General features: G+C 34.8%; 27 protein-coding genes. 3 read left to right on the top strand and 24 right to left on the bottom strand.

All coding sequences use genetic code 11. The features are described from left to right. Nucleotides 1–57 precede the first annotated feature (57 nt). The gene (glyS, locus tag EDC58_RS04410; RefSeq protein ID WP_123352299.1) at nucleotides 58–2,031 is read left to right on the top strand and encodes a glycine--tRNA ligase subunit beta; all 1,974 of its coding nucleotides are present in this window, start codon (nucleotides 58–60) and stop codon (nucleotides 2,029–2,031) included. Between the two features lie 8 nt (nucleotides 2,032–2,039). Beyond that, nucleotides 2,040–2,240 (top strand): sulfur carrier protein ThiS, encoded by a 201-nt coding sequence (gene thiS, locus EDC58_RS04415; protein WP_123352300.1) that lies wholly within the window; start codon nucleotides 2,040–2,042, stop codon nucleotides 2,238–2,240. Between the two features lie 266 nt (nucleotides 2,241–2,506). On the opposite strand, the gene EDC58_RS04420 is transcribed toward thiS, so the two are convergent. The 24 genes from EDC58_RS04420 to pstS form a co-directional block, all read right to left on the bottom strand. After that, on the bottom strand, nucleotides 2,507–3,007 hold the full coding sequence (locus EDC58_RS04420; RefSeq protein WP_123352301.1) for an FKBP-type peptidyl-prolyl cis-trans isomerase: 501 nt from the start codon (nucleotides 3,005–3,007) through the stop codon (nucleotides 2,507–2,509). A gap of 44 nt (nucleotides 3,008–3,051) precedes the next feature. After that, nucleotides 3,052–3,912: a tetratricopeptide repeat protein gene (locus EDC58_RS04425; protein WP_123352302.1), complete on the bottom strand. Its 861-nt coding sequence runs from the start codon at nucleotides 3,910–3,912 to the stop codon at nucleotides 3,052–3,054. Nucleotides 3,913–3,943: 31 nt separating this feature from the next. Further along, entirely contained in the window at nucleotides 3,944–4,525 is a 582-nt protein-coding gene (locus tag EDC58_RS04430; protein ID WP_123352303.1) for an OmpA family protein, read from the bottom strand. Between the two features lie 20 nt (nucleotides 4,526–4,545). Further along, a complete protein-coding gene (gene tolB, locus EDC58_RS04435; RefSeq protein WP_123352304.1) occupies nucleotides 4,546–5,718 on the bottom strand; it encodes a Tol-Pal system protein TolB in 1,173 nt (390 codons plus the stop codon). After that, complete coding sequence (locus tag EDC58_RS04440; protein ID WP_123352305.1) at nucleotides 5,715–6,407, bottom strand: hypothetical protein; 693 nt, start codon at nucleotides 6,405–6,407, stop codon at nucleotides 5,715–5,717. Before EDC58_RS04440 ends, tolB begins: the two co-directional genes overlap by 4 nt. Beyond that, the gene (locus tag EDC58_RS04445) at nucleotides 6,404–6,781 is read right to left on the bottom strand and encodes an ExbD/TolR family protein (RefSeq protein ID WP_123352306.1); all 378 of its coding nucleotides are present in this window, start codon (nucleotides 6,779–6,781) and stop codon (nucleotides 6,404–6,406) included. Before EDC58_RS04445 ends, EDC58_RS04440 begins: the two co-directional genes overlap by 4 nt. Then, on the bottom strand, nucleotides 6,778–7,326 hold the full coding sequence (locus EDC58_RS04450) for a MotA/TolQ/ExbB proton channel family protein (protein ID WP_123352307.1): 549 nt from the start codon (nucleotides 7,324–7,326) through the stop codon (nucleotides 6,778–6,780). The genes EDC58_RS04445 and EDC58_RS04450 overlap by 4 nt, the downstream gene beginning before the upstream one ends. Then, on the bottom strand, nucleotides 7,307–7,687 hold the full coding sequence (gene atpC / locus EDC58_RS04455) for an ATP synthase F1 subunit epsilon (RefSeq protein ID WP_123352308.1): 381 nt from the start codon (nucleotides 7,685–7,687) through the stop codon (nucleotides 7,307–7,309). Before atpC ends, EDC58_RS04450 begins: the two co-directional genes overlap by 20 nt. Nucleotides 7,688–7,696: 9 nt before the next feature. Then, complete coding sequence (gene atpD / locus EDC58_RS04460; protein ID WP_123352309.1) at nucleotides 7,697–9,106, bottom strand: F0F1 ATP synthase subunit beta; 1,410 nt, start codon at nucleotides 9,104–9,106, stop codon at nucleotides 7,697–7,699. 9 nt (nucleotides 9,107–9,115) lie between these two features. Continuing rightward, nucleotides 9,116–9,997 (bottom strand): ATP synthase F1 subunit gamma, encoded by an 882-nt coding sequence (atpG, locus tag EDC58_RS04465; protein WP_123352310.1) that lies wholly within the window; start codon nucleotides 9,995–9,997, stop codon nucleotides 9,116–9,118. Nucleotides 9,998–10,002: 5 nt separating this feature from the next. Then, on the bottom strand, nucleotides 10,003–11,508 hold the full coding sequence (atpA, locus tag EDC58_RS04470) for a F0F1 ATP synthase subunit alpha (protein ID WP_123352311.1): 1,506 nt from the start codon (nucleotides 11,506–11,508) through the stop codon (nucleotides 10,003–10,005). 15 nt (nucleotides 11,509–11,523) lie between these two features. Then, on the bottom strand, nucleotides 11,524–12,039 hold the full coding sequence (locus EDC58_RS04475; RefSeq protein ID WP_123352312.1) for a F0F1 ATP synthase subunit delta: 516 nt from the start codon (nucleotides 12,037–12,039) through the stop codon (nucleotides 11,524–11,526). Next, nucleotides 12,039–12,545: a F0F1 ATP synthase subunit B gene (locus EDC58_RS04480; RefSeq protein WP_123352313.1), complete on the bottom strand. Its 507-nt coding sequence runs from the start codon at nucleotides 12,543–12,545 to the stop codon at nucleotides 12,039–12,041. The genes EDC58_RS04475 and EDC58_RS04480 overlap by 1 nt, the downstream gene beginning before the upstream one ends. Beyond that, the gene (locus tag EDC58_RS04485; RefSeq protein ID WP_123352314.1) at nucleotides 12,542–12,967 is read right to left on the bottom strand and encodes a F0F1 ATP synthase subunit B family protein; all 426 of its coding nucleotides are present in this window, start codon (nucleotides 12,965–12,967) and stop codon (nucleotides 12,542–12,544) included. The genes EDC58_RS04480 and EDC58_RS04485 overlap by 4 nt, the downstream gene beginning before the upstream one ends. A gap of 33 nt (nucleotides 12,968–13,000) precedes the next feature. Next, on the bottom strand, nucleotides 13,001–13,840 hold the full coding sequence (locus tag EDC58_RS04490; RefSeq protein ID WP_123352315.1) for a ParB/RepB/Spo0J family partition protein: 840 nt from the start codon (nucleotides 13,838–13,840) through the stop codon (nucleotides 13,001–13,003). Beyond that, on the bottom strand, nucleotides 13,837–14,628 hold the full coding sequence (locus tag EDC58_RS04495) for a ParA family protein (protein WP_123352316.1): 792 nt from the start codon (nucleotides 14,626–14,628) through the stop codon (nucleotides 13,837–13,839). Before EDC58_RS04495 ends, EDC58_RS04490 begins: the two co-directional genes overlap by 4 nt. Continuing rightward, entirely contained in the window at nucleotides 14,625–15,227 is a 603-nt protein-coding gene (locus EDC58_RS04500; protein WP_123352317.1) for a biotin--[acetyl-CoA-carboxylase] ligase, read from the bottom strand. Before EDC58_RS04500 ends, EDC58_RS04495 begins: the two co-directional genes overlap by 4 nt. Further along, on the bottom strand, nucleotides 15,224–15,706 hold the full coding sequence (locus EDC58_RS04505; protein ID WP_123352318.1) for a hypothetical protein: 483 nt from the start codon (nucleotides 15,704–15,706) through the stop codon (nucleotides 15,224–15,226). The genes EDC58_RS04500 and EDC58_RS04505 overlap by 4 nt, the downstream gene beginning before the upstream one ends. Nucleotides 15,707–15,716: 10 nt before the next feature. Continuing rightward, nucleotides 15,717–16,601 carry a methionyl-tRNA formyltransferase gene (gene fmt / locus EDC58_RS04510; RefSeq protein ID WP_123352319.1) on the bottom strand — a complete coding sequence of 295 codons (885 nt, stop codon included), beginning with the start codon at nucleotides 16,599–16,601 and terminating at the stop codon, nucleotides 15,717–15,719. 154 nt (nucleotides 16,602–16,755) lie between these two features. Further along, nucleotides 16,756–18,375, bottom strand: a complete 1,620-nt coding sequence (locus tag EDC58_RS04515) for an inorganic phosphate transporter (RefSeq protein ID WP_123352320.1) — start codon at nucleotides 18,373–18,375, stop codon at nucleotides 16,756–16,758. Between the two features lie 63 nt (nucleotides 18,376–18,438). After that, nucleotides 18,439–19,230, bottom strand: coding sequence for a phosphate ABC transporter ATP-binding protein PstB (gene pstB / locus EDC58_RS04520; RefSeq protein WP_123352321.1), 792 nt, complete (start codon nucleotides 19,228–19,230; stop codon nucleotides 18,439–18,441). Further along, a complete protein-coding gene (gene pstA / locus EDC58_RS04525; RefSeq protein WP_123352322.1) occupies nucleotides 19,227–20,036 on the bottom strand; it encodes a phosphate ABC transporter permease PstA in 810 nt (269 codons plus the stop codon). The genes pstB and pstA overlap by 4 nt, the downstream gene beginning before the upstream one ends. Further along, the gene (gene pstC, locus EDC58_RS04530; protein WP_123352323.1) at nucleotides 20,033–21,136 is read right to left on the bottom strand and encodes a phosphate ABC transporter permease subunit PstC; all 1,104 of its coding nucleotides are present in this window, start codon (nucleotides 21,134–21,136) and stop codon (nucleotides 20,033–20,035) included. The genes pstA and pstC overlap by 4 nt, the downstream gene beginning before the upstream one ends. Before the next feature lie 57 nt (nucleotides 21,137–21,193). Next, nucleotides 21,194–22,198 (bottom strand): phosphate ABC transporter substrate-binding protein PstS, encoded by a 1,005-nt coding sequence (pstS, locus tag EDC58_RS04535; protein ID WP_123352324.1) that lies wholly within the window; start codon nucleotides 22,196–22,198, stop codon nucleotides 21,194–21,196. 111 nt (nucleotides 22,199–22,309) lie between these two features. Here pstS and EDC58_RS04540 point away from each other — a divergent pair, with 111 nt between their 5' ends. Next, entirely contained in the window at nucleotides 22,310–22,864 is a 555-nt protein-coding gene (locus EDC58_RS04540) for a PhoU domain-containing protein (protein WP_123352325.1), read from the top strand. Nucleotides 22,865–23,035 lie beyond the last annotated feature (171 nt).

Raw genomic sequence — 23,035 nt, forward strand, 5'->3', positions numbered from 1 at the left:
TAACACCCAACCAATAAAGAAACAAATTTTGATAAAATTGCATTAAAAAGGACATTTATGTTAAAGCCTTTGTTGATTGAAATCGGAGTTGAAGAATTACCGGCAATTCCATTATTAAAAGAACTGCCTAATATAGAAAAAAAATGGCTCGCTATTTTAGAAGAATATAATTTAAAAACAAATTTTTCGTTTTATTACACACCAAGAAGACTCGTTCTTTGGCACAGAGAATTTCCTACAAAACAGCCTGATGAAACAAAAGAAATTTGGGGAGCTCCAAAAGCTATAGTAGAAAAAAACCCTAAAGCTTTAGAAGGTTTTGCAAAAAAAGTCGGAATAGACCCGAAAGATGTGGAATACAAAACAAAAGGAAATCAAGAGTTTTTATATTACAAAACAGAAATAAAAGGAAAAGAAGCAAAAGAACTGCTCCCGGAAATGATTACGAAATGGCTAAAAAGCTTAAGTTTCGGGAAAACTATGAAATGGGGAACTTGTCAAGAAGAGTTTATCCGTCCTATTCGCTGGATTGTTTGTATGATGGAAGACGAGGCTATTACTTTTAATTCTTTTTGCGTAACTTCAAGCAACTTTACAATGCCGCATAGAGTTTTTAAAGAGCCTATTTATCTTGATTTTGTCGGGAATTATTTCTGTCAGCTTGATAAAAAAGGTGTAATTTTATATCAAGACGAAAGAAAAAATAAAATACTAAAAGAGATAGAAAATATAGAAAAACAAAACGGCGTTAAAGTTGAAATTGATGAAGATTTGCTCGCCGAAATCGTAGCGATTACAGAATATCCTACCGCACTTCTTGGAAAATTCGACGAAGAGTTTTTAGAACTGCCTCCGGAAGTTATTATTACAAGTATGAAAGAACACCAAAGATACTTCCCGGTTTATAAAGACGGAAAACTCACAAACGCTTTTATCGTAGTTAGCAACGCTTATACGGATGATTTTTCAAAAATCATTAAAGGAAACGAAAAAGTACTTAGAGCAAGACTTAGTGACGCTCTTTTCTTCTGGCACAATGACCTTAAAAACGGCTTAAGTATAGAGGGACTAAAAGATATCGTTTATATGGACGAACTCGGCAGCGTATATGATAAAGTAAAAAGAGAAGAAAAAGTAGCCGAGTTTCTTGCAAAAGAGTTTAATATAGACCAAAATGCCGTAAATCAGGCTGTAAATCTCGCAAAAGCCGACCTATTAACGGAAATGGTTTATGAATTTACGGAACTTCAAGGTATTATGGGATATTATTACGCACTAAAAGCAGGAATTGACGAAAAAATAGCCATGGCTATAAAAGAGCAATATACCGACACCGCTTCAAATGAAATTTCGGCAATCTTAAATATCGCAAGAAATCTTGATACTTTAATGTCGTTATTTAGTATCGGTAAAATCCCAAAAGGTAACAAAGACCCGTTCGGACTCAGACGTGCCGCAAATCATATAATTAAAATTGCAATTGAAAATAATATTCCTCTTGATATTAAAAAAGCTATTCAAAACTTAAAACAAAACTACAAAAATTTCGATACGAACGCTCTTATCGAATTTATTTTTGAAAGACTTTACAAATTCTACAACGTAAACCCGTCGGTAATTAGAGCGGTACTTGCTACGGGTGAGAGTAACTTACTTGAAATCGATAAAAAAATAAAACTTCTAAACGAAGTAGTTGAGAGTGAAGATTTTAAAGAACTTGCAACAACATTTAAAAGGGTAGCCAACATCGTAAAAGATTTTGATTTGAATACGATAAAAGTGGATGAAAGTCTTTTTGAAAAAGATGAAGAAAAAGAGCTTTATAATGAGTTTTTAAAAGTAAAAAATATAAAAAATTTAGAAGAAAAACTCGACTTTTTAATCTCTCTTAAACCTTTAATTGATAAATTTTTCGATAACGTAATGGTAAATGTAGAAGACGAAAAAATCAGACACAACAGAAAAAGTCTCATCGCTTCCATTTACAAAGAATTCTTAGACATCGCCGACATTAAAGAGATAACTATTTAGGAGAGTAGATGAAAATAATAATCAACGGACACGAAAAAGAGATTTCAAAAGGTACTACGATAAAAAAACTTTTAGAAGATTTGAAAGTTTTGGATAAAACTATGGCGGTTGCCGTAAATATGAAAATCGTAAAAAAAGACGACTGGGACAAATACGAATTAAAAGAAAACGATAAAGTCGAAGCTTTAAATTTCGTAGGAGGAGGATAATTTCCTTCTTTTTTAACTTTCCAAAACTCTAACTTTACTTCTATATTCTTTCAAAATTAAAACTATCACAAATTCATTAAAAACACTAATATAAACAAAAAAAAATTAATAATAACCTCAACAAAAAAATAACTTAACAGCCTAAATAATTTTTATAACAACATAAAAATTTAAAAATATAAAAGAACATAATGAAAAAATAACTCCTCTGATTAAACTTTCAGTGTCAGTCACCCATAATAATAAAAAGAAAAAGACGGAAGGTCTTAGTGACCGCATCCGCAGTTTCCACTTCCGCAGTGTCCGCCTTGAGCTTGCGCTCCAACTTGTCCTGTTAAAGTTTCTTCAGGAGTAGCTTCTCTTTTTGTTACGACTTTTACATCAAAAGTCAAATCTTCACCTGCTAACGGGTGATTGTAATCAATCGTAACTTCTTTATCGTTAAAATCTTTTACAGTTACAGCTACCATTTGTCCGTCCGGAGTTTGACCATAAAGAGTCATTCCTTTTTCAAGTTCGATTCCTTCGAATTGATCTCTTGGTAGAGTTTGAATCATATCTTCTCTATATTCTCCGTATGCTTCAGCTGCAGGTACTGTAACAGTTTTTTCTTCTCCAACTTCCATTTTTTCAACTTCTTTTTCAAGACCAGGAATAATTTGACCTTTTCCTGCTACAAATTCAAGAGGAGCTTGTCCTACGTTGCTATCTACAACTTCTCCTTTTGAGTTTTTTACTGTGTATTCAATTCCATATACAGTTGCCATTGTAATCCTTCAATTTTTTTATTATAAGTAATTATTATAACAAATTATTTTAGTTTTTCCAACTCTTTTTTTGCTAAAGCGGCATACTTTGATTTTGGAAAATCGTGAATTAATTTTTGTAATGTAAGCTTTGCAGCTTGATTATTACCCAGTTTTTCGAAAGATATTGCCGTATGATATAATAATCTATCGGTAAATGAAGTTTTTTTAGGATAAAACTCTACACTTTTTTTATAATATCCTAACGCTATATCGTATTGATGTTTATTAAATGCGATTTCTCCCAAATAATACGAACTCGTAGCCGGTAAATATTTTTTAGACAGCGTATATAAAAATAACTCTTTAGCTTTATCAAGTTTTCCGGCATAAAAGTACTCTTTTGCTTTTTTCATTGCTTCTTTAGGAGTAATTTGTTTTTGTTTCAATTCCGTAATTAATACTTTAATGCTGTTTTTTAAACTTTCTATATTTTGATTTTGAATTTGTTGAACTCTTATAATCTCTTTAAGAGTCGTTTGAATTGCCGTTACGTTGTTTTCAAGAGAGGCTACTTTCTGTTTTAAAATTTCTATATCACTTTTCGTTTGATTTACATCTCTTTTTAAGTTTGCTATATCATTTTGAGCCGTATTAACTTCATCAAGTAAAGTATTAAAACCTTGAAGCTTATCATTTAAATTATTTATTGTTTCGTCATAACTTACTAATTTATACGTAATTTTATTGATTGACTTTTCAAGGGAATCGACTCTTGTTTGTAACTTTTGGATATTTTCTTTATTTTGTAAAATAGCTTTTTCTTGAGGAGTTAATAAATTAGCATTTTGAGGTGAGATTTTTACATCAAAAGGATTTACTTCAGCAAGTAAAAATAACGGCAGGAAAAAAAGAAGTTTTTTCATACAATTCCTTTTTTAAGGAATTGTATCTAAATTATGGAAGATATGTAAAATTGTCTCTTCTATTTTTTCTCCAGCACCATTTAGCATGAGCCGTACATACAGGATTTAACTCACCATAACTGATTACAGTAAGTTTTTTAGGATCAACACCAAGTTTGATAAGAGCGTTTTTAACACTGTTCGCTCTTTTTAATCCTAGAGCATAGTTATACTCTTCAGTACCCCACTCGTCACAGTTACCTTCGATTCTAACAGTATAATTGCTTGGATTTTCTTTGATTAATTTTGCAAGTTCTTCAACTTTAGGCCATTGATCAGGTCTGATGTTATATTTATCAAAATCGAAATAAATTACTATACTTGCAAGTTTTTTTGCAAATTGTTGATTATTTTGAGTAACGCTTACATTCATTCCTTGAAGATTTTGTTCTTCAACTTTTGCATTTTCAGTATTTACGCTCTCCGCAGTATTTGCCGCAGTTTGATTTTCAGTCGTTTGTGTTTGAGTTGCAGTTTGGTTTGTTTCAGTTGCGTTTTGAAGTGTAGGTTGCTTACTACATCCAGCAAAGAAAAACGCCAGCGCTACACCACCGATTAATAGTGTTCTTTTCATTTTTTTCTCCTTTTTTTAGTTTACCAATCGAATGATTGTAATATTTTCGGTAATGGATAATAGAAAACTTTGTTTTCATTTAATCGTATTATACCAATTTTACTAGAAAAATTCTCTCTTTTTATAAACATAATCGAACTTCCGTCAACAGAAAAGTTAGGAAACATATTCTGTCCGCCGAAAGTTAATCTTTTTAGAGAATCATCGTTTTTATTAAGTAAAAATAGGTTAAATGTATTCGGCTTAAATGCATTGTCGGTTTCTCTCGTACTCACAACAAGAAAGTTTTTATATGCATCCACTCCTACCTGATTTTTACCGTGATATAATACTCTTGTAATGTTACCGGTACGTAAATCTTTTGAAAATACATACGGCACTCCGTATCTGTCCGATACGAATACTATTTTATCGTCACCCCAAAATTTTCCGTTTACGTCAATACCGGGATAAGAAGTAATTTGCGTCAAATTTTTCGTATTCGGATCAAACATATAAACGTCCGGCTGACCGTTCGGAGCCATGGTTACTAAAAGTTTTCCGTCTTTTACATCGGAAACAATCAACAAACCTTGAGAAGAAAGTATTTTTTCTTTTTTCCCTGTATAAATATTGTATTTGTATAAATCTGCTTTTCTTTGAAGTTTAGTATAATAAATGGTAGTTTGTTTTTCATCCGCCCATTTAGGGAAAATATTAAGTCCTCCGCTAATTAAGCGTCTTTTATACGAAAGAGTATAATCAGATAAATAAATAGCGGACTCTTTCGGCGCTACAAGAATAGAATAGATAACTTTTCTAATCAAAAATTTCGCACTTGGCAAATGAAAATATTCGTTTATATCATATACAGCTTTATGAACCAAAAAAGGGAAAAACGCATAAGTATTCGACTTATAAATTCTTGTTAGAACTACGTTGTTATTTTTTATGTACTTTACAGTTAACGTTTTTTTAGCTTTGTTATATGTAAAATTGAATTTCATATTCGCATTTGTAGCATTCGCGTCGTTATAAGTATATTGGAAATGATCCAAAACTTTCATATCCATATCAAGAATTTTTTTAACTTGAGTAGGACCGATATAATTAATTACAATTTTAGGCTTGTTTTCAAGATATTTCGTAATTACAATCTCTTTTGCGAACAAAAAACTCATAAACGCAAAAAGAGCAATTAATATTTTTTTCATTTGTTTACCTTTGTTTGGAATAATATATTAAGATTAAAATTTTTATCGAAATTCAAACTTTCAATCTTTTTTAACAATTCTTGTTGTTTTGCTTCGTCTAAATTGGACTCTAAAATAACGGCACTCACTTTTCCGTTTTGAGATATTACGTTTATTTTAGCATATTCTCCCGGAATATCAGAAATTTCATACCAAATTTGACCGATTTTATTTATGATTTCGTTTATTTTCTCTTGTTTTATATTGCTATTATTGCTACTTATCGTTACGTCAACGTTAAGGGTTTTAATTTTATTCAAATCTTTTTCTATTCTTTGAAGACCCTTAAACCTACTCATTTCAAGTGTTTTTTTAAAATTGAGCGGCTTAGTTGGTACGTTTGCTTTTACATTTTTAAAAATATCGTTAAAATCTATGTTCCCGCCTTTAGTCATAGCACTTTTACTACCTTTTTTCACTACTTTTTTAGGCGGTTTTTTAACTTCTACTTTTTTTACGGCAGGTTTTTTGATAGTGTTTTTAATAGTACGTTTTTTTGTTTGGATATTGGGTTTATAATTATTAACAATCGCCGTATGTATTAACACCTCTTCTTTTTTTTCTTTTTTCGGTATTAAAACGAAATATAAAAAAGCAAGAATAGCAATATAAATGATAAGAGAAAGGAAAAAAGAGATTATCACCCTCATTTTGTAAGTAGCCCTATTTGCCTAAATCCTGTTTTTACGACACCCGCATATACTTTCATAAACGTATCATATTTGATATCTTTATCCGCTGCGATATACACAAGTGCGTTTTTATTGAAATTGCCGTATTTTAAATTGAAATTTTCAAGAAAATCTTTAAGTTGAAATTGCTCTCCGTTTACTAAAACCGTTCCGTCTTTTTTTATTACGATATTAATAGTAGCTTTTTTTGTTGCCGGAGTCGTTTTGCTTCCTTGCGGTAAATTAACACTTTTTTCCTGATAAGTAGTTACAGTTACAGAAACCATAAGAATTGCCAACAACACAAGCATAATATCTACAAATGGGGTTATGTTTAATTCAGGCTTTCTCATTTGCTTAAATACACATCCCTTTGCATTTTTAAAGTTGCAAGCAAATCTTCAACTTTTTTTGCAAGAATCTGATGAAAAGTATACGCAGGTACGGCTGCTAATATACCAACGGCTGTTGCAATTAAAGCATCAGCAATAGCTGGAGCTATCATATTAATTGTAGTAACACTTTGCATTCCGGCAAAGGCTGTCAAAATTCCTACAACTGTTCCGAACAATCCGATAAACGGAGAAGTCGATGCAACAATACTTAAAAAAGTAAGTCCGTTTGTAGCTTTTTTCTTTGCTGCTTGAATGCACGCATCAAAACTATATTTGTTTATAACAGTCGATTTTTCAATACAAGGTTTCATAGACGAATCGATAGGAAACATATTTGAAGTAAGCAAGGTTTCCAATGCTCTTTCTTCTTTTTTTATCCAAGATGATAAGGAAAAAAATTTATAGAAAAAAACAAAAAAAACGAAAAAAAGATATATTCCGAGCCAACCCAAAACGACGATATTAATCGGGTTAGCTAAGAATTTAGATATTTCTGGCAGCACTTTCTATCTTTGCTTCTACTGTTGCTACAAGAGCATCAGAATCCATAGCGTCTTTAAGAAGCTGTTTAGCTTTTTCGATAGATTTTGCAATCTCGCTCTCGCTTGCACCGCTTACAGGTACCGCACCGTCAACAAGAACGTTAATGTGGTCAGGAGTCACTTCAACATATCCCCAATTAATTGCAATCACTTCTTCTTTACCGTTTTCTTTTTTGATAGTAATCAATCCCGGATTCAGTGTAGTAACCAAAGGAGCGTGACCCTCAAGGACACCGAATTCACCTTCGATGCCCGGGAAAGTCGCTTCTTTGATTTCACCGGTATAAATTCTACCAAGAGGTGTTACGATATCAATTTTCATAGCTTACCTTTAGCCTTTAGCTTGCATTTTTTTAGCTTTTTCAATAGCTTCGTCCAAATCACCTACCATGTAGAATGCATTTTCTGGTAAATCGTCAACTTTACCTTCAAGAATAGCTTCGAAACCTTCGATAGTTTTTTCAAGCTCTACATATCTTCCGTCCGCACCTGTAAATACTTTCGCTACGAAGAACGGTTGAGATAAGAATTTCTCAATTTTTCTCGCTCTTGCAACGATTTGTTTATCTTCTTCGCTAAGTTCGTCCATACCAAGAATTGCAATAATATCTTGTAAGTCTTTATATTTTTGTAATACTTCTTGAACACCTCTTGCAACTCTGTAGTGTCTTTCACCTACGATTTGAGGGTCAAGAATTCTACTTGTTGAATCTAACGGGTCAACCGCAGGGTAAATACCTTTTTCAGCAATTTTTCTGTTAAGAACCGTAGTCGCGTCTAAGTGTGCGAAAACGCTTGCCGGTGCCGGGTCTGTTAAGTCGTCCGCCGGTACGTATACCGCTTGGATTGACGTAATTGAACCTTTTTTAGTAGATGTAATTCTCTCTTGTAATTTACCCATTTCAGTTGCTAATGTTGGTTGATAACCAACCGCACTTGGAATTCTTCCAAGAAGTGCTGACATTTCCGCACCTGCTTGCGCAAATCTGAAGATGTTGTCAATAAACATCAATACGTCTCTGTTTTCAACATCTCTGAAATATTCAGCCATTGTAAGACCTGTCATTGCAACCCTGTTTCTACATCCAGGAGGCTCATTCATTTGTCCGTAGCACAGTGCAACTTTATCAAGAACTCCCGATTCTTTCATTTCATGATAAAGGTCGTTACCTTCCCTTGTTCTTTCACCAACACCTGCAAATACAGAATAACCGCTGTGTTTATATGCAACGTTGTGGATAAGCTCCATAATAATAACCGTTTTACCAACACCTGCACCACCGAATAGACCTGTTTTACCACCTTTCATATAAGGACATAGAAGGTCTACTACTTTGATACCGGTTTCGAAAATTTCCATTTTTGTTGACTGCTCTTCAAATGGTGGCGGATCTCTGTGAATTGACCATCTCGGAACATCAGCAGGAATAGGCTCACCACCGTCGATTACGTCACCTGTTACGTTGAAAATTCTTCCAAGTACAGCTTCACCTACCGGTACGCTGATAGGTTTACCTGTTGCAACAACTTTAGTACCTCTTTTAAGACCGTCAGTTAGGTCCATTGCGATTGTTCTTACGATGTTATCACCGATTTGAGCCGCAACCTCAAGAACAACTTTCATATTTTTACCGTTTGCTTCAAACTCTACAATAAGTGCTTCGTTAATTTCAGGAACTTTATCAGTGTCGAATTCAACATCGATTACAGGTCCTAAAACTTGTATTACTTTACCTTCCATTTTACTCCTTTATGATTTCTTCATTGCTTCCATAGCTGTAACGATTTCGATTAATTCTCTTGTTACGTTTTCTTGTCTTACTTTGTTGAATTGTAATGTTAATTGTTTAACCATTTCTTGTGCGTTGTTTGTCGCTGCATCCATCGCTTGCATTCTCGCACTATGCTCACCAGCAAGTGAATCAAGCAATGTATAATACATTGTATATTCAAGATATTTTTTAACTAAACTTTCTAAAATTGTTTCATAATCGTCAGTTGGTTCAACTTCCAAAAATTCTTGAGAATTTTCTTCAACCACGTCAATCGGTAAAAGTTCGTTAACATGAACTTCTTGTACCAGTTTATTAACGTATCCGTTATGTACTACGATAATATTATCAATTTCTTCATTTACAAAGTCGTTATATGATTTTTCGATAACTTCCGCCGCTTTTTCATAATTCGGCGCAGAGCTTAACCCTTCGATTTGCTCATACATTTCAATACCGGCAAATCTAAAATATTCGATAGCTTTTTTACCGATCACTTTTAGTCTAACTTTTACTTTTTTCTCTTTTAGTTCTTCAATTTTAGCTAATGTAGCTTTTATAGTATTGATATTAAATCCGCCGCAAAGACCTTTGTCGGCAGTTACTACGATTAAATCTACTTTTTCATGTTTTTCGATATGTGCGAACGCTCTTAATGTAATAGAATCTTTAATCGACGTAAGTTTTGCAGAAATCTCTTTCATAACTTCGTCGATTTTTTTAGCGTATTCTCTTGACATTAAAAGAGCTTCTTCAGCACGTTTCAACTTCGCAGTTGAAACGAGCTTCATCGCTCTTGTTGTTTTTTGCGTATTTTTAACGCTGTTTATTTTGTTTTTTAGTTCTTTTAGAGTTGCCATTTTTATTATCCTTCTGGATTAAACTGAGCCTTAAACTCTTCTAATGCTTTTTTAAGTAACTCTTCTGTTTCTTCGTCAATTTTTTTCTTAGTTCTGATATTTTCGAAAATTTGCGGATATTTAGTTTCGATAAACGGATATAAGTCGTCTTCGAATTTTCTAACCGCTTTTACAGGAATATCGTCTAAGTATCCTTTTGTACCTGCGTAAATAATAACTACTTGTTTTTCAACAGGTAACGGTTGATGAGCAGGTTGTTTTAGAACTTCAACAAGTCTTTGTCCTCTTTCAAGTTGTTTTCTACTTGCTTCGTCAAGGTCGCTTGCAAATTGTGCGAACGCTTCAAGTTCTCTATATTGTGCAAGTTCAAGTCTTAGTGTACCCGCTACTTGTTTCATAGCTTTGATTTGAGCTGCACCACCAACCCTTGATACTGAAAGACCTACGTTAATTGCCGGTCTGATACCTTTGTTGAAAAGGTTTGTTTCAAGGAAAATTTGTCCGTCTGTAATTGAAATTACGTTTGTCGGAATATAAGCTGCTACGTCACCACCTTTTGTTTCGATAATTGGTAGAGCCGTTAAACTTCCCGCACCAAGTTCGTCGTTAAGTTTTGCCGCTCTTTCAAGTAATCTACTGTGTAGGTAGAATACGTCACCAGGATATGCTTCTCTTCCCGGAGGTCTTCTTAAAAGAAGTGACATTTCTCTGTATGCATCAGCGTGTTTACTTAAATCATCGTAAACGATAAGAGCGTGTCTTCCGTTATCTCTGAAGTATTCACCCATTGTTACACCGGCATATGGCGCTAAGAATTTAAGTGATGCCGCATCAGCCGCACCTGCGTTTACAACGATTGTATAATCCATTGCTCCGTGTTCTTCAAGAGTTCTTACGATATTCGCAACAGTTGATTGTTTTTGACCTACAGCTACGTAGATACAAATAACGTCTTGACCTTTTTGGTTAAGAATAGTATCGATAGCAACAGTAGTTTTACCTGTTTGTCTATCCCCGATGATAAGCTCTCTTTGCCCTCTACCGATCGGAACAAGCGCGTCGATAGCTTTGATACCTGTTTGAAGCGGCTCATGAACTGATTTTCTCGCCATAATTCCAGGAGCTTTTTCTTCTACGTATCTATATTCAGTAGCTTCGATAGGACCTTTACCGTCAATTGGTTCACCAAGTGCGTTTACAACTCTTCCGATAAGAGCTTCACCTACAGGTACCGAAATTAGTCTTCCGAGTCTTTTTACAGAACTTCCTTCAGTAATTTCAGTCCCTTTACCAAGTACAACCACACCTACGTTATCAGTTTCAAGGTTGAATACAAGACCTTTTTCACCTGTTTCGAATTCAACCATTTCACCAGCCATTGCGTTTGTTAGACCATAAACCTTAGCTATACCGTCTGCTGAATAGATAACTTTTCCAACTTCTTCAACATCTACTTTTAGTTCGAAGTTTTCTATTCTCTCTTTTATAATCGAAGTGATTTCCTGTACCACTTATACTCCTTTCGTTTAGATTGCTTTTAGTATTTTATTAAGTAATTCTTGTTTTACTCTGTCTTCAACGATTGAAACTTCAACATTAAGCACGTCTACAAAAACTTTGATACCGTTTAGTTCGCTCTCCTTTAATTGAAGTTTGATATTCGCACCGAATTTCTCAGATAATTTTTTCTCGATAGCTTTAAGAGTTTCTTCGGAAACTTTCCCTTCCACTCTACCCGCATACGTTTTGAAAAGGTTTGATACTTTTTCATACAAACTTTGATGAATTTCTTTGATTAAATCCATTCTTTTATTTTCAAGCAGAATTCTAATAAAATTTAAGAATTTTTCATTATTGCATTCGGCAATTTCAGATAAAATTTTCACTTTTTCATCTACGCTCAAAAGCGGAGATTTAACAATAAGAATGAACTTTTCATCTTTTGCAACCAACGCAAGTCTTGCGATAGCTTCATATACCTTTACAACTTCGTCTTCGTTTAAGCTTGCCATTAAGGCTTTAGTATATTTTTCAACTACCATTATGCTGCCTTTAATACAAGTTTTGCTGCATCTTCACTTGTGATATGTACTTCTTTGAAGATTTCTTCCATATATTCTTTAACAGCTTCTTGTTTTGTTTTTTTGATTTCGTTTTGTTTGAACTCTTCGAAATGTCTCTCAAGCATAGCGATTTCTTCTTCAAGCTGAGTTTTGATTTTTTTCTCGATAAGCTCAGCTTCTTTTTTCGCAGTTTCAACAATTTCATGAGCCATTTGTTTAGCTTCGTTAACTTGCGCTTTTAAAGCTTCTTTTTTAGCTTTAGATTCTTTTAGTTTTTCTTCTATTTCTTGGAATCTTTTAGCAATTCTCTCTTTTCTTTCAGCAAAAAATCTTTTTGCTTTGTCGCCTACCAAATACCATAAAATAGCTACGAAAATTAAGAAGTTAATAGTTCTTGGAATAATATCTGTATGTCCTCCGCCCATAGCTTCGCTTGCAAAAACGAAACTACTAAGAACCGCACCTAAAAGCATCAGTTTTTTCATGCTGCATTCCTTATTTTGTTTTCGATTAGAGATTTCACTTCTTCTTTATCTTTAAGAAGCTCTTTTAAAATCTCTTCTTTTTGTTTTTTAAGCTCAAGTTTTAAAGATTCTTTCGCATCTTCGATTTCTCTAACTTTTACAGCTTTGATTCTTTCAGCTTCTTCAGTAGCTTTTTTTCTTGCTTCATCAACGATTCTTCTCGCATCGTCTCTTGCAAGCTGAAGAATTGTCTGAATCTCTTCTTCAAGTTCTTTTGTCTCTTCAGTGTTTTTGTTAATCATTTCAAGTTCAGCTTTTAATTTAGCTTCTCTTTCATCCATAAATTTAACTAACGGATCGAAAAGCCACATTTTCAAAAGCACCATCGTAATCAAAAATATACCGGCCTCTATCAGCATTACGCCAAGGTTAAGGTCTAACATCAATGCTCCTTTTTGTGAAATTTTAACATAAAATTAATTTATATTACCTAAAAGTTTTTTTAAATTTTCAAAATCTGTTTCATTTCTTAACTTCAACTTGATATAATCTTTACCTATTTCCGTTTTCAAACCCATTTTTTTCAAATTATAAGCAATTTCGATAAGTTCTTCATTTAATTCTTCGTTGTCGTTTTTTTCTGTTTGATTTTTATTTTTTAATTTTTTGACAAATTTTTCAGTATCTCTTACGTTCCATGAATTCTCTACGATTTTTTTAACTACTTCATTTATCTCTTGTTCATCAAGCCCGCTTAACACTTTTGCGTGTCCGAGGGTGATTTTATTTTGCTTTAGGTTTTCTTTTACGATTTCAGGCATACTTAAGATTCTAAGAATATTAGTAACATAGCTTCTGCTTTTACCGATACTTTTAGCAAGCTCTTCATGAGTAAACCCGTGCTCTTTTATCAAACTTTCAAGAGAATACGCAATTTCCACAGGGTTTAAATCTTCTCTTTGTATATTTTCAATAAGAGCGTATTCCCTTAAATCTTCTTTCGAATAAGGAGCGACAATCGCTTTGATTTTCGTTTTTCCGAGTTTTTTACTTGCTCTAAGTCTTCTCTCACCCGCAACAAGAATATATTTATCATCTTCTTTTATAACGATTACAGGTTGTAAAAGTCCGTGTTTTTTTATAGAACTCGCAAGCTCTTCGATAGACTCCTCACTAAATTCGCGTCTTGGCTGATATGGATTGGGAATAATTTTTTCAATATCTATTTCATTAACTCCGCTTTCTGGAAGCTCTTTTAAATATCCCGCTTCGGCATCTTCCAAAATAGCTCCAAGACCTCTACCAAGTCTTTTCATTCGTTACTCTCCAATATTTTTTTAGCAAGCATCTCATAAGCTACGGCACCTTTGCTTTTTATATCGTAAAGAATTATAGGTTTTCCGAAACTCGGAGCTTCGGCTAAACGTACGTTTCTTGGAATAACTAAGATATTTTCTTTATTATCCTTATCGAAAATAAACATTTTATCTCTAAAAAACCTCCTAAGCTCCGCTAAAACGTGTTTTGAGAGATTGTTTTGAGAAGAATACATAGTAGGAAGAACGCCTTTGATTTTGAGTTTCGGGTTTTTTTCTCTTTTTAGAAGTTTGATAGTATTAAGAAGCTGGCTTAATCCTTCAAGTGCGAAAAATTCCGTCTGAACGGGAATAATTACGCTATCGCTCGCATTTAGGGCATTGATAGTAATAAGCCCTAAAGTAGGAGGAGTGTCGATAATGATGTAGTCATAATCTTTTTTCAGCTCTTTGATTCTCTTTTTTAATATCATCTCTTTATCGTCAAATTCTTCAAACTCCCTCTCAATCCCGACAAGACCGATATTCGAAGGAATAATATCAAGAGTCGGAAGCGTAGTGTTTAAAATTACTTCGTTAATGTTTTTGCTACCTATTAATACGTGATAAAGATTGTATTCGTAATCGTTTTTATAAAAACCTAATGATGAAGTCGCATTTGCCTGCGGATCCGCGTCTATTAACAATACTTTCTTATCGGCTATTGCAAGTGACGCCGCTAAGTTCACCGCAGTAGTGGTCTTTCCAACCCCGCCTTTTTGATTTGCTACCGAAATTATCTCAATCATCGTCTTGAATACACCTTTTTATTATTTTTTATAATGGCACCGTCATCCGATAAATCGCCCTCAATACCGAAAAAATCTTTTGTAAGTTCAAATTCTCTTTTGTATTCGTCGATTATCATTTCCCAAGAAGGCTTAGTTTGTAAAGTCTCGAAATATTCTTTTAGAATTTTATCATTTTTTATTTTTATATCCAAACTCTCAAATTCACCGACGTTTTTTTGAGTATTCAACCCTATACCGCAAACTATATGATTTTCTACAATTTGAGTCAAAACGCCACCGATTTTTTTACTTAAATAGATATCGTTAGGCCATTTTAAAACGGCCTTGCTTCCTAAATTATTGAGTGTTTTTTTAAAAATAAATCCGAAATATATAGAAAGACTCTGAATCGGTACGAAACTAAATTCGTTTTTTAAATAAGCAAAAGAGAAAAAAAGATTTCCCCTCTCCCCTATCCAGCTATTGCCTCTTGTTCCGATTCCTGCGGTTTGATATTCGCTCCACACGCAAACGGGAGGTTTAATAACCGAATTTTTGAGGGCTTTTAAAAGATATTTTTGAGTCGAATCCACCTCTTTTAAATAGATAAATCTCATTGCTCTTCAAATTTTTTCACTTCCACAAAAAGTTTTTTTCCGTCATCGGTTTTTTGAACGATATAATTAATATTTGCCGTAATATTGTAATCTTTGAATTTATAAACCGCCGTTGCCGAACATGTCACTTTTTGAATTTCTTTGTTTTTCGAATCGGTTCTGATATCTTTTAATTCGAAATCTACATTTTTATATTTTTCTTTATAGTTATCTATCATTTTTTTAATTTTAGGATTTTCTCCTGCTGCCGCAAGTCCCATAGTCATCGTTAATTTCGCCATTGCAAAACTCATAGGCGTTACAGGTTTATTATCTTTTTTCAAAACATCATAAGCCATCATATCTATAATCACGTTTCCTTGCGTAGCGTTTTTCACCATCTCTTTTACCTGAGAATCGCTACAACTTACATCATTGTTAAAACAACCGCTAAAAAACAGCGAAGTTCCTAAAATAGCTCCTAAAAATAACTTTTTCATCCTTAATCCTTTAATTTAAAATATTATCACCGGTTTTTAATCTTTTTCCGTTTACGAAATCTACTGCTTTTACCTCTTTTTTTCCGGGTGCTTGTACTTTTAAAAGTTTTATTTTACCTTTTTCGCACCCTACCACCACTCCGTCGTTTATTTCTAAAATTTCACCCGGAGTGTTTGAAGAATCGGTATCTAAAAGAATCATTTCGTTTATTTTGAATTTTTCAGTGAAAATTCCCGGCCACGGCATAAAAGCTCTATATTTTCTATCGATAATTTCGGCACTTTTAAAATCTACAAGTCCGTCTTGTTTTTTTATTTTCGGAGAGTACGTTGCGAAAATATCGTTTTGTTTTAGGGGTTTTATTTTTTTAAAGTTTTCAATCGTATAAATAATTTGTTTTGCCGCAATATCAGCCAGTTCATCAAACAAATCGATACTTGTTTTTCTGTCTACTTCCGTAAAGTCCCAACACAAAATATCTCCGGTATCAAGCCCCTCGTCCATAAGCATAGAAGTAACACCCGTATATTCATCTCCGTTTAAAATAGCACTTTGTATAGGGCTTGCCCCTCGATATTTAGGCAATAAAGAAGCGTGCAGATTAATACAAGGCGCCGTTTGAAGTACGTGTTTCGGAAGCAAAAGTCCATACGCCGCCACTACGATAAAATCTGCATTAAACCTACTCAAATCCTCTTCTTTTAAACTGCTCGGAGTAAAAACCTCAAAGCCTTTTTCAAGTGCATATTTTTTAACGGGGGTAGGAGTTAATACTTTTTTTCTACCTACAGGTTTATCAGGCTGCGTATAAACTCCCGCTATTTCATAATGTCTTGCAAGCTCATCCAAAATTTTAACCGCATAATCGGGACTCCCCATAAAAACCACTCTCATTTTATTCCTTTTTTACTTCACTTTTTTACCAACTCTATTTCTCATCACTTTCCAATCTTTTCCTCATCTTCACCTTATCATCATTTTACAAACTCACAATTTCACTATTTCACAACATTCACCACTTTCACGATTCCCTACTCTCACCGACTCCCTAAACCATCATCCCTTTAATCATAAAGAAAATCATAGCCGCAAGCACCGCCGCAACAGGCACCGTAATAATCCAAGCGGCGATAATTTTTTTGAAAAGGTCTCTTTTTACGTATTTCACTTTTTCTTCTTTTTTAAGTATTTTTTTGAATCTTTTAATACTTTTTTCCAAATCCTCTATAAGCTCGATAAGTTCTACGATTCTTTTATAATCCTCTTTTGATTTGTCCGTTTTTTGTTTTAGGTCTTCAAGTTCGAGTTCGTACGCTTTAAGTTGTTTTTCGAAATTTTTGATTTCTCTATCGATTTCGTCCTCTTTTTGTTCTACAAGTTGCAACCACTCTCTTAAAAACCCTACCCCGAAAATCGCACCGACTGCAATATGAGTAGAGCTTACAGGAAGTCCGAGTTGAGAAGCGATAATAACGGTAATAGCAGCTGCAAGTGCCACACAAAAACCTCTAATAGGGTCTATTTTCGTAATCTCGTCACCTACGGTTTTAATGAGTCTCGGTCCGTAAAGAGCAAGTCCTAACGAAATACCAAGAGCACCAATAGCCATTACCCAAAAAGGAATAGCGGATTTACTTGAAATCCCGCCGTTCATTACCGCATCGGCAATAGCGGCAAGCGGACCTACGGCATTTGCTACGTCATTTGCTCCGTGAGCGAAACTCAGCAAAGCCGCCGCGAAAATCAAAGGTACAGTAAAATATTTATTAATTCCTTCTCTTGTGTTTTTAATCTCTTCTTTTTTAAGTTTAGCAACCATTAAGAAATAAACGATAACGGCTAAAATAAGCCCGAAAATCGAAGCAACTCCGAAAGTAGGTTTTTTAGTATGAGGCAAGAAGCTCAAAACTTCCGTAATATTCACCCAAACGTGCTTTAAGCCTTTCATAGTCAAATACGTAACAAATGCCCACGTCATAATCGAAACGTAAATAGGCACCCATTTTTTAGCCGCACTAACTTTATCTTCTTTGAAAACAATTGTCTTTTTAATCGCATAAAGAAAAGAAGCGGCTATTATTCCGCCTAAAACCGGAGAAATAACCCAAGAAGCGGCAATTTTACCCATAGTAGCCCAATGAACGATACTAAACCCGGCAGCAGCGATTCCTGCTCCCATAACTCCACCGACTATAGAGTGAGTCGTAGAAACGGGAGCTTTGAATACCGTAGCGAGATTGAGCCATAAAGCGGCCGCAAGCAGTGCCGACATCATAGCCCAAATAAACATATTAACATCACCACCGAACGCATTTAAATCGATAATACCTTTTCTAATGGTATTGGTTACGTCCGCACCCGCTATTAAAGCCCCGGCAGCTTCGAAAATAGCGGCGATAATAATAGCACCTGTAAGGCTCAAAGCCCTACTTCCCACCGCCGGTCCTACGTTATTGGCAACATCGTTCGCACCGATATTCATAGCCATATAAGCACCGAAAATTGTAGCAATCACTAAGAAGATGTTATTTGGAACACTTCCCGTTTTTGCGTACGTATAAAGTACGACAACGGCAATAAATAAAAGTCCGATACCGAATCTAACAAAATCGATACCTGCTGATTTTCTTGCTTTCTTTTCAAACTTGGAGATAGTCTGCAGTTCCATAGCGCCCTCTTTTTTAAGAGGAATTTTACAAAAAGAAAAAAAAGAAGTAAATAAGGAGATTTTTTATCCGAACTTCCCTGCGATATAATCGGCGGTATGTTTTTTCTGAGGATTTAGGAATATCTGTTCTGTCGTACCGAATTCCACAAGCTCGCCAAGATACATATAAGCCGTAAAATCACTAACCCTACTTGCTTGTTGCATATTGTGAGTAACGATTACGATTGTAACTTTATCTTTTAATTTCGTTACCAACTCTTCAATCGCAAGTGTGGAGATAGGGTCAAGAGCACTTGTCGGCTCGTCCATCAAAAGCACTTCCGGCTCAACCGCAATAGCTCTTGCAATACATAGTCTTTGCTGCTGTCCTCCGCTAAGTCCTCTTGCGTCGTCTTTTAGTCTGTCTTTCACTTCATTCCATAAAGCCGCACCTTTTAGGGCTTCTTCTACTTTTTCGTCAAGCTCGGCTTTGTTTTTTTTGCCCATAAGTCTAAGTCCGTAGGCGATATTATCGTAAATACTCATAGGAAACGGTGTCGGTTTTTGGAAAATCATACCGACTCTTTGGCGAAGTTTTATCAGTTCGTTTTCTTTTTTGTATTCCAAAATATTTTCCATTTTGCCCGTTTCAAGGTCTTTTAATAATATTTCACCTTCGTATTTATTCCCGGGATACAAATCATGAATCCTATTCAAACTTCTAAGAAGCGTAGATTTACCGCAACCGCTCGGTCCTATAAGAGCCGTAACTTTTTTATAATAAATTGGTAAATTTATATTTTTTAATGATGGTTTTTCAGCCCCTGCATATGTAAAACTGAAATTTTTTATATCCATTACTTTTTCTAAATTCATTTCTTTTTCTCCTTAATTACGAATCTACCGAGTAGGTTTATTATTAAAACGAAAAGAGTCAATAAAAACGCCCCCGCCCACGCAATATCGACAAGGCTTTTATCAGGCATCGTAGCAAGCGTATAAATTGCAACCGTTAAACTCGGAAACTCATGGTTTAGATTCAGAGTAAAATATTCGCTGTTTCCGCTTGTAAATAAAAGAGGTGCGGTCTCTCCGACTATTCTTGCAAAAGCGAGCAAAAGACCCGTCATTATCCCAACTTTTGTCGCTTTTATTACGATATCGAAAATTACTTTGTATTTAGGCGCTCCGATAGCGACACCCGCTTCTCTAAGCTCCTTTGGCACAAGGCCCAACATATCGTCGGTAGTCCTTACTACAATCGGAATCATCATAATAGCAAGCGCAATCGCACCGGCCCACCCGTTCATATGACCTACAGGTGAAACGATAATCGCATAAACAAAAGTACCGATAACGATACTCGGAGCCGACATCATAACATCACTTAAGTTTCTGATAAATTCCGCGTATTTATTCCCGAACGAATATTCCTGAAGATAAATACCCGCAACCATTCCGATAGGCACGCCGATTATCACGGCAATAAACGCCAAAACAAACTGCCCGACAAGCAAGTTTCTAAGCCCGTTATTTACCAAGTCGTTTGTAAAAATATGAAGATTAATAGCACTAATTCCTTTGATAGTGAGCGTAATTAAAATCCAAAAAAGAAAAACAAGCCCCAAAATCGCCGCCAAAGTCGAAAGCAGCAAAACTATCTTATTTATAATCAGTCTCATTTTTTATCCCTTAAAAAGTAAAACTTAGCAAAACTGATAACAATAAAAGAAATCACAAATAAAATAAGCGCCAAATAAAATAGAGCGCTCAAACTCATACCGCTACTTTCGGCGAAGTTGTTTGCAAGTACCACCGGAATAGAGACGGTAGGGTCTGTTAGTTTATGAGGGAAAGTAAATACACCTCCGATAACAAACGCAACCGCCATAGTCTCACCAAGCGCCCTACCAAGAGCCAAAATCATACTTCCGATAATACCTTTTTTCGCATACGGAAAAATTACGTCTTTTATTACTTCGAATTTCGTAGCTCCCATTGCATAAGCCGATTCTTTAAGAACATCCGGAGTCGTTTTCATACTATCGCGTGTTAAAGACGCCATAAAAGGAATAATCATAATCCCAAGCACAAGTCCGGCTACCAAAAGCGAAACGCTACCGCCGCCGAAAATATGAGAAATAAAAGGCCCGAAATAAAAAAGCCCCCACATTCCGTAAATAATACTCGGAATAGCGGCCAAAAGCTCTATAGCGATACCTACGGGTTTGGAAATAAAAGGAGGAGCTATTTCAGATAAAAATATAGCGATTCCCATTGCGATAGGAACGGCGAAAATCATAGCAAGAGCAGTCGAGAGTATCGTACCTACAATCGGTACGAGCCCTCCGTAAATAACTTTTTGTTTTTGAGGTTGAGTATTTTGAGTAGGAGCGGAAATACCCAAATCCTCCTCTTGAACATTTACACCAGCAAGGTCGTCATCTTGGGTATTTACTTTTGTAGTACTCGCAGGAGTAGGAATATCTCCCAAATCGTCTTCTTGTACGTTTACTTTTTGATTTTGCTTAGGAATGTTTACAGTAGGAATATCGTCTTCGTTATCTACGTTTACACCGCCTAAATTTTCAGTTTTTTTAGGGGCTGAAGTCGCTTTTTGAGGAGTAATTACCACATCCCATCTCGGATCGACTAAAAATTTAAGTCCGTATGCTTCAATAGCAGGTTTTGCATATAAAAAAAGTACGACGAATATACTTGTAAGTATTAAAAGAATGGTTGTAGCGCTAAGTGCGGAGAGTCGCTTAAAAAATGCTTCCATTAAAACTGCCCTTTTTTCTTAGAATTATAATAAAAATAAAGAGGTTTTAACCTCTTATTATTTTGCAGGCGCGATACCTTTATCCGCCCAATATTTTCTAACCATATCTTTGATAGATTCAGGTAGAGGTACGTATCCTAATTTTAAAGCCGCTTTGTCTCCGTTAGTATATCCGTAATCGAAAAACGCGGTTACTTTTTTATCGTTTTGAATTTTTTCTTTAGGTACCAAAATAAAAGTCGCCGCAATAATAGGATATCCGTGTTTAGGATATGCGATTACTTTGTAAAAATCAAGTTTCGGATCAAATCCCGCGTATTTGGCACCTTCTGCGAAGTTTTTAGGTGTCGGCGCTACAAATTTTCCGTCAGCCGCTTGAACTTCAGCCATTTTCAGTCCGTTTTTAACGGCATCGGCATAATCTACGTATCCGATTGAATAAGGATTTGTTTTAATAGCCGCACTAACACCGAAGTTTCCTTTACCGGCAATACTTCTACCTTGCGCGTCAGTCGGCCAATTGATAAGTTTTCTCGCTCCGAATTTTTGATTCCACTCAGGAGACATTTTGCTTAGATAATATGTAAAGTTAAAAGTAGTCCCCGATTTGTCGCTTCTATGTACGAAAATAATTTTTTTATGCGGTAATTTAGCTTGAGAATTGTATTTTACGATCATCGGGTTATCCCAATATTTAATAGTCCCAAGAACGATACCTTTAATCGCTTCTTCGCTAAGTTTTAGGTTATTTACACCCGGAATGTTATAAGAAAGCGCAATTCCTCCGATTACAGTCGGGAATTGATAAAGTTGTCCTTTTTTCAAAGTCGCAGGTGATAAAGGCTTGTCACTTCCTCCGAAATCCACATGTCTTAAAGCAACCTCTTTAATCCCCGTACCGCTTCCCGTACCTGTGTAGTTTACTTTGTTTCCTGTTTTTTCATAAAAAGATTTAATCCATTGTTTATATACCGGATAAGGAAAAGTCGCACCAGTACCGTTAATAGTCCATGCAAAAGAGCTCACCGCCGCAAGAGCGATACCCGCAATAAATTTTTTCATATTCTCTCCTTTTGAGTTTTGTTAGTGTAATTGTAGAAAATAAAAATAACAATTCGATAACATCCCGAATCACTCAAAATGTTATAATAAGTTTAAAAAAAGGGTTAAATAATGATTATAGAAAACAAAATTAACGAACTAAACGACAAATATTATTCCTACCTAAGCGCTATTGAAGAATCTCTTCAAAAAAAAGAGTTGACGGATGAGTTTTTCCTTATCGACTTAAAAGAATTTGACAATGAAGTTATTAAAGTTTTGGCTTTGTATCATCCGCAAGGTGAGTTTTTAAGAGAAGTAGTCGCGTTTTTGAAAATATCTTCGTTTCTTGCAAAAATCAAAAAATCAGTAAAAGCTTTTATTAAAAAATACGACTTCAAAAACGAAAAAATCGACGCCCTTTATCAAAATGCCATCTCGGCAATCACCACTTTAAAACTCGCGGCAAAAAGCGATTCTATAGAAGACGCCTACTCTTCAATAATTAGCTATGAAAAAATTGCCGACGAATTATATAAAGAACTCGTACTTGACGTAAAAGAAAAAGAGAATATCGATGAAATCCTAAAAGCCCTAAATATTGCAAAAAAATTAGAAAGAATCAGCGACAGCGTAAAAACGATAGCGAAATATATGCTTTTTGCTAAAGAGGGGATTGATATATAGTGGTAAAATGATGAGTTTGTAAGTCAGTAGATTCGAAAAATTGTAAAATTAAGCAACCAGAAACAATTGCAAATTTCAATGAAAAAAATGCGTTAAAAAAAGCTCACAAGCTCGAAGAGGTCTGTGCTTTTTAGCTTTTTTGAAATGTCCGAAATTCGCTCTCTTGTTGAG

Origin of the sequence: Caminibacter pacificus, from assembly GCF_003752135.1 — a bacterium.
Lineage (GTDB): Bacteria > Campylobacterota > Campylobacteria > Campylobacterales > Nautiliaceae > Caminibacter > Caminibacter pacificus.

Coding starts and splice junctions, on each gene's coding strand:
- glyS (WP_123352299.1), top strand. CDS start 58: ATGTTAAAGCCTTTGTTGATTGAAATCGGAGTTGAAGAATTACCGGCA.
- thiS (WP_123352300.1), top strand. CDS start 2,040: ATGAAAATAATAATCAACGGACACGAAAAAGAGATTTCAAAAGGTACT.
- EDC58_RS04420 (WP_123352301.1), bottom strand. CDS start 3,007: ATGGCAACTGTATATGGAATTGAATACACAGTAAAAAACTCAAAAGGA.
- EDC58_RS04425 (WP_123352302.1), bottom strand. CDS start 3,912: ATGAAAAAACTTCTTTTTTTCCTGCCGTTATTTTTACTTGCTGAAGTA.
- EDC58_RS04430 (WP_123352303.1), bottom strand. CDS start 4,525: ATGAAAAGAACACTATTAATCGGTGGTGTAGCGCTGGCGTTTTTCTTT.
- tolB (WP_123352304.1), bottom strand. CDS start 5,718: ATGAAAAAAATATTAATTGCTCTTTTTGCGTTTATGAGTTTTTTGTTC.
- EDC58_RS04440 (WP_123352305.1), bottom strand. CDS start 6,407: ATGAGGGTGATAATCTCTTTTTTCCTTTCTCTTATCATTTATATTGCT.
- EDC58_RS04445 (WP_123352306.1), bottom strand. CDS start 6,781: ATGAGAAAGCCTGAATTAAACATAACCCCATTTGTAGATATTATGCTT.
- atpC (WP_123352308.1), bottom strand. CDS start 7,687: ATGAAAATTGATATCGTAACACCTCTTGGTAGAATTTATACCGGTGAA.
- atpD (WP_123352309.1), bottom strand. CDS start 9,106: ATGGAAGGTAAAGTAATACAAGTTTTAGGACCTGTAATCGATGTTGAA.
- atpG (WP_123352310.1), bottom strand. CDS start 9,997: ATGGCAACTCTAAAAGAACTAAAAAACAAAATAAACAGCGTTAAAAAT.
- EDC58_RS04475 (WP_123352312.1), bottom strand. CDS start 12,039: ATGGTAGTTGAAAAATATACTAAAGCCTTAATGGCAAGCTTAAACGAA.
- EDC58_RS04480 (WP_123352313.1), bottom strand. CDS start 12,545: ATGAAAAAACTGATGCTTTTAGGTGCGGTTCTTAGTAGTTTCGTTTTT.
- EDC58_RS04485 (WP_123352314.1), bottom strand. CDS start 12,967: ATGTTAGACCTTAACCTTGGCGTAATGCTGATAGAGGCCGGTATATTT.
- EDC58_RS04490 (WP_123352315.1), bottom strand. CDS start 13,840: ATGAAAAGACTTGGTAGAGGTCTTGGAGCTATTTTGGAAGATGCCGAA.
- EDC58_RS04495 (WP_123352316.1), bottom strand. CDS start 14,628: ATGATTGAGATAATTTCGGTAGCAAATCAAAAAGGCGGGGTTGGAAAG.
- EDC58_RS04500 (WP_123352317.1), bottom strand. CDS start 15,227: ATGAGATTTATCTATTTAAAAGAGGTGGATTCGACTCAAAAATATCTT.
- EDC58_RS04505 (WP_123352318.1), bottom strand. CDS start 15,706: ATGAAAAAGTTATTTTTAGGAGCTATTTTAGGAACTTCGCTGTTTTTT.
- fmt (WP_123352319.1), bottom strand. CDS start 16,601: ATGAGAGTGGTTTTTATGGGGAGTCCCGATTATGCGGTTAAAATTTTG.
- EDC58_RS04515 (WP_123352320.1), bottom strand. CDS start 18,375: ATGGAACTGCAGACTATCTCCAAGTTTGAAAAGAAAGCAAGAAAATCA.
- pstB (WP_123352321.1), bottom strand. CDS start 19,230: ATGAATTTAGAAAAAGTAATGGATATAAAAAATTTCAGTTTTACATAT.
- pstA (WP_123352322.1), bottom strand. CDS start 20,036: ATGAGACTGATTATAAATAAGATAGTTTTGCTGCTTTCGACTTTGGCG.
- pstC (WP_123352323.1), bottom strand. CDS start 21,136: ATGGAAGCATTTTTTAAGCGACTCTCCGCACTTAGCGCTACAACCATT.
- pstS (WP_123352324.1), bottom strand. CDS start 22,198: ATGAAAAAATTTATTGCGGGTATCGCTCTTGCGGCGGTGAGCTCTTTT.
- EDC58_RS04540 (WP_123352325.1), top strand. CDS start 22,310: ATGATTATAGAAAACAAAATTAACGAACTAAACGACAAATATTATTCC.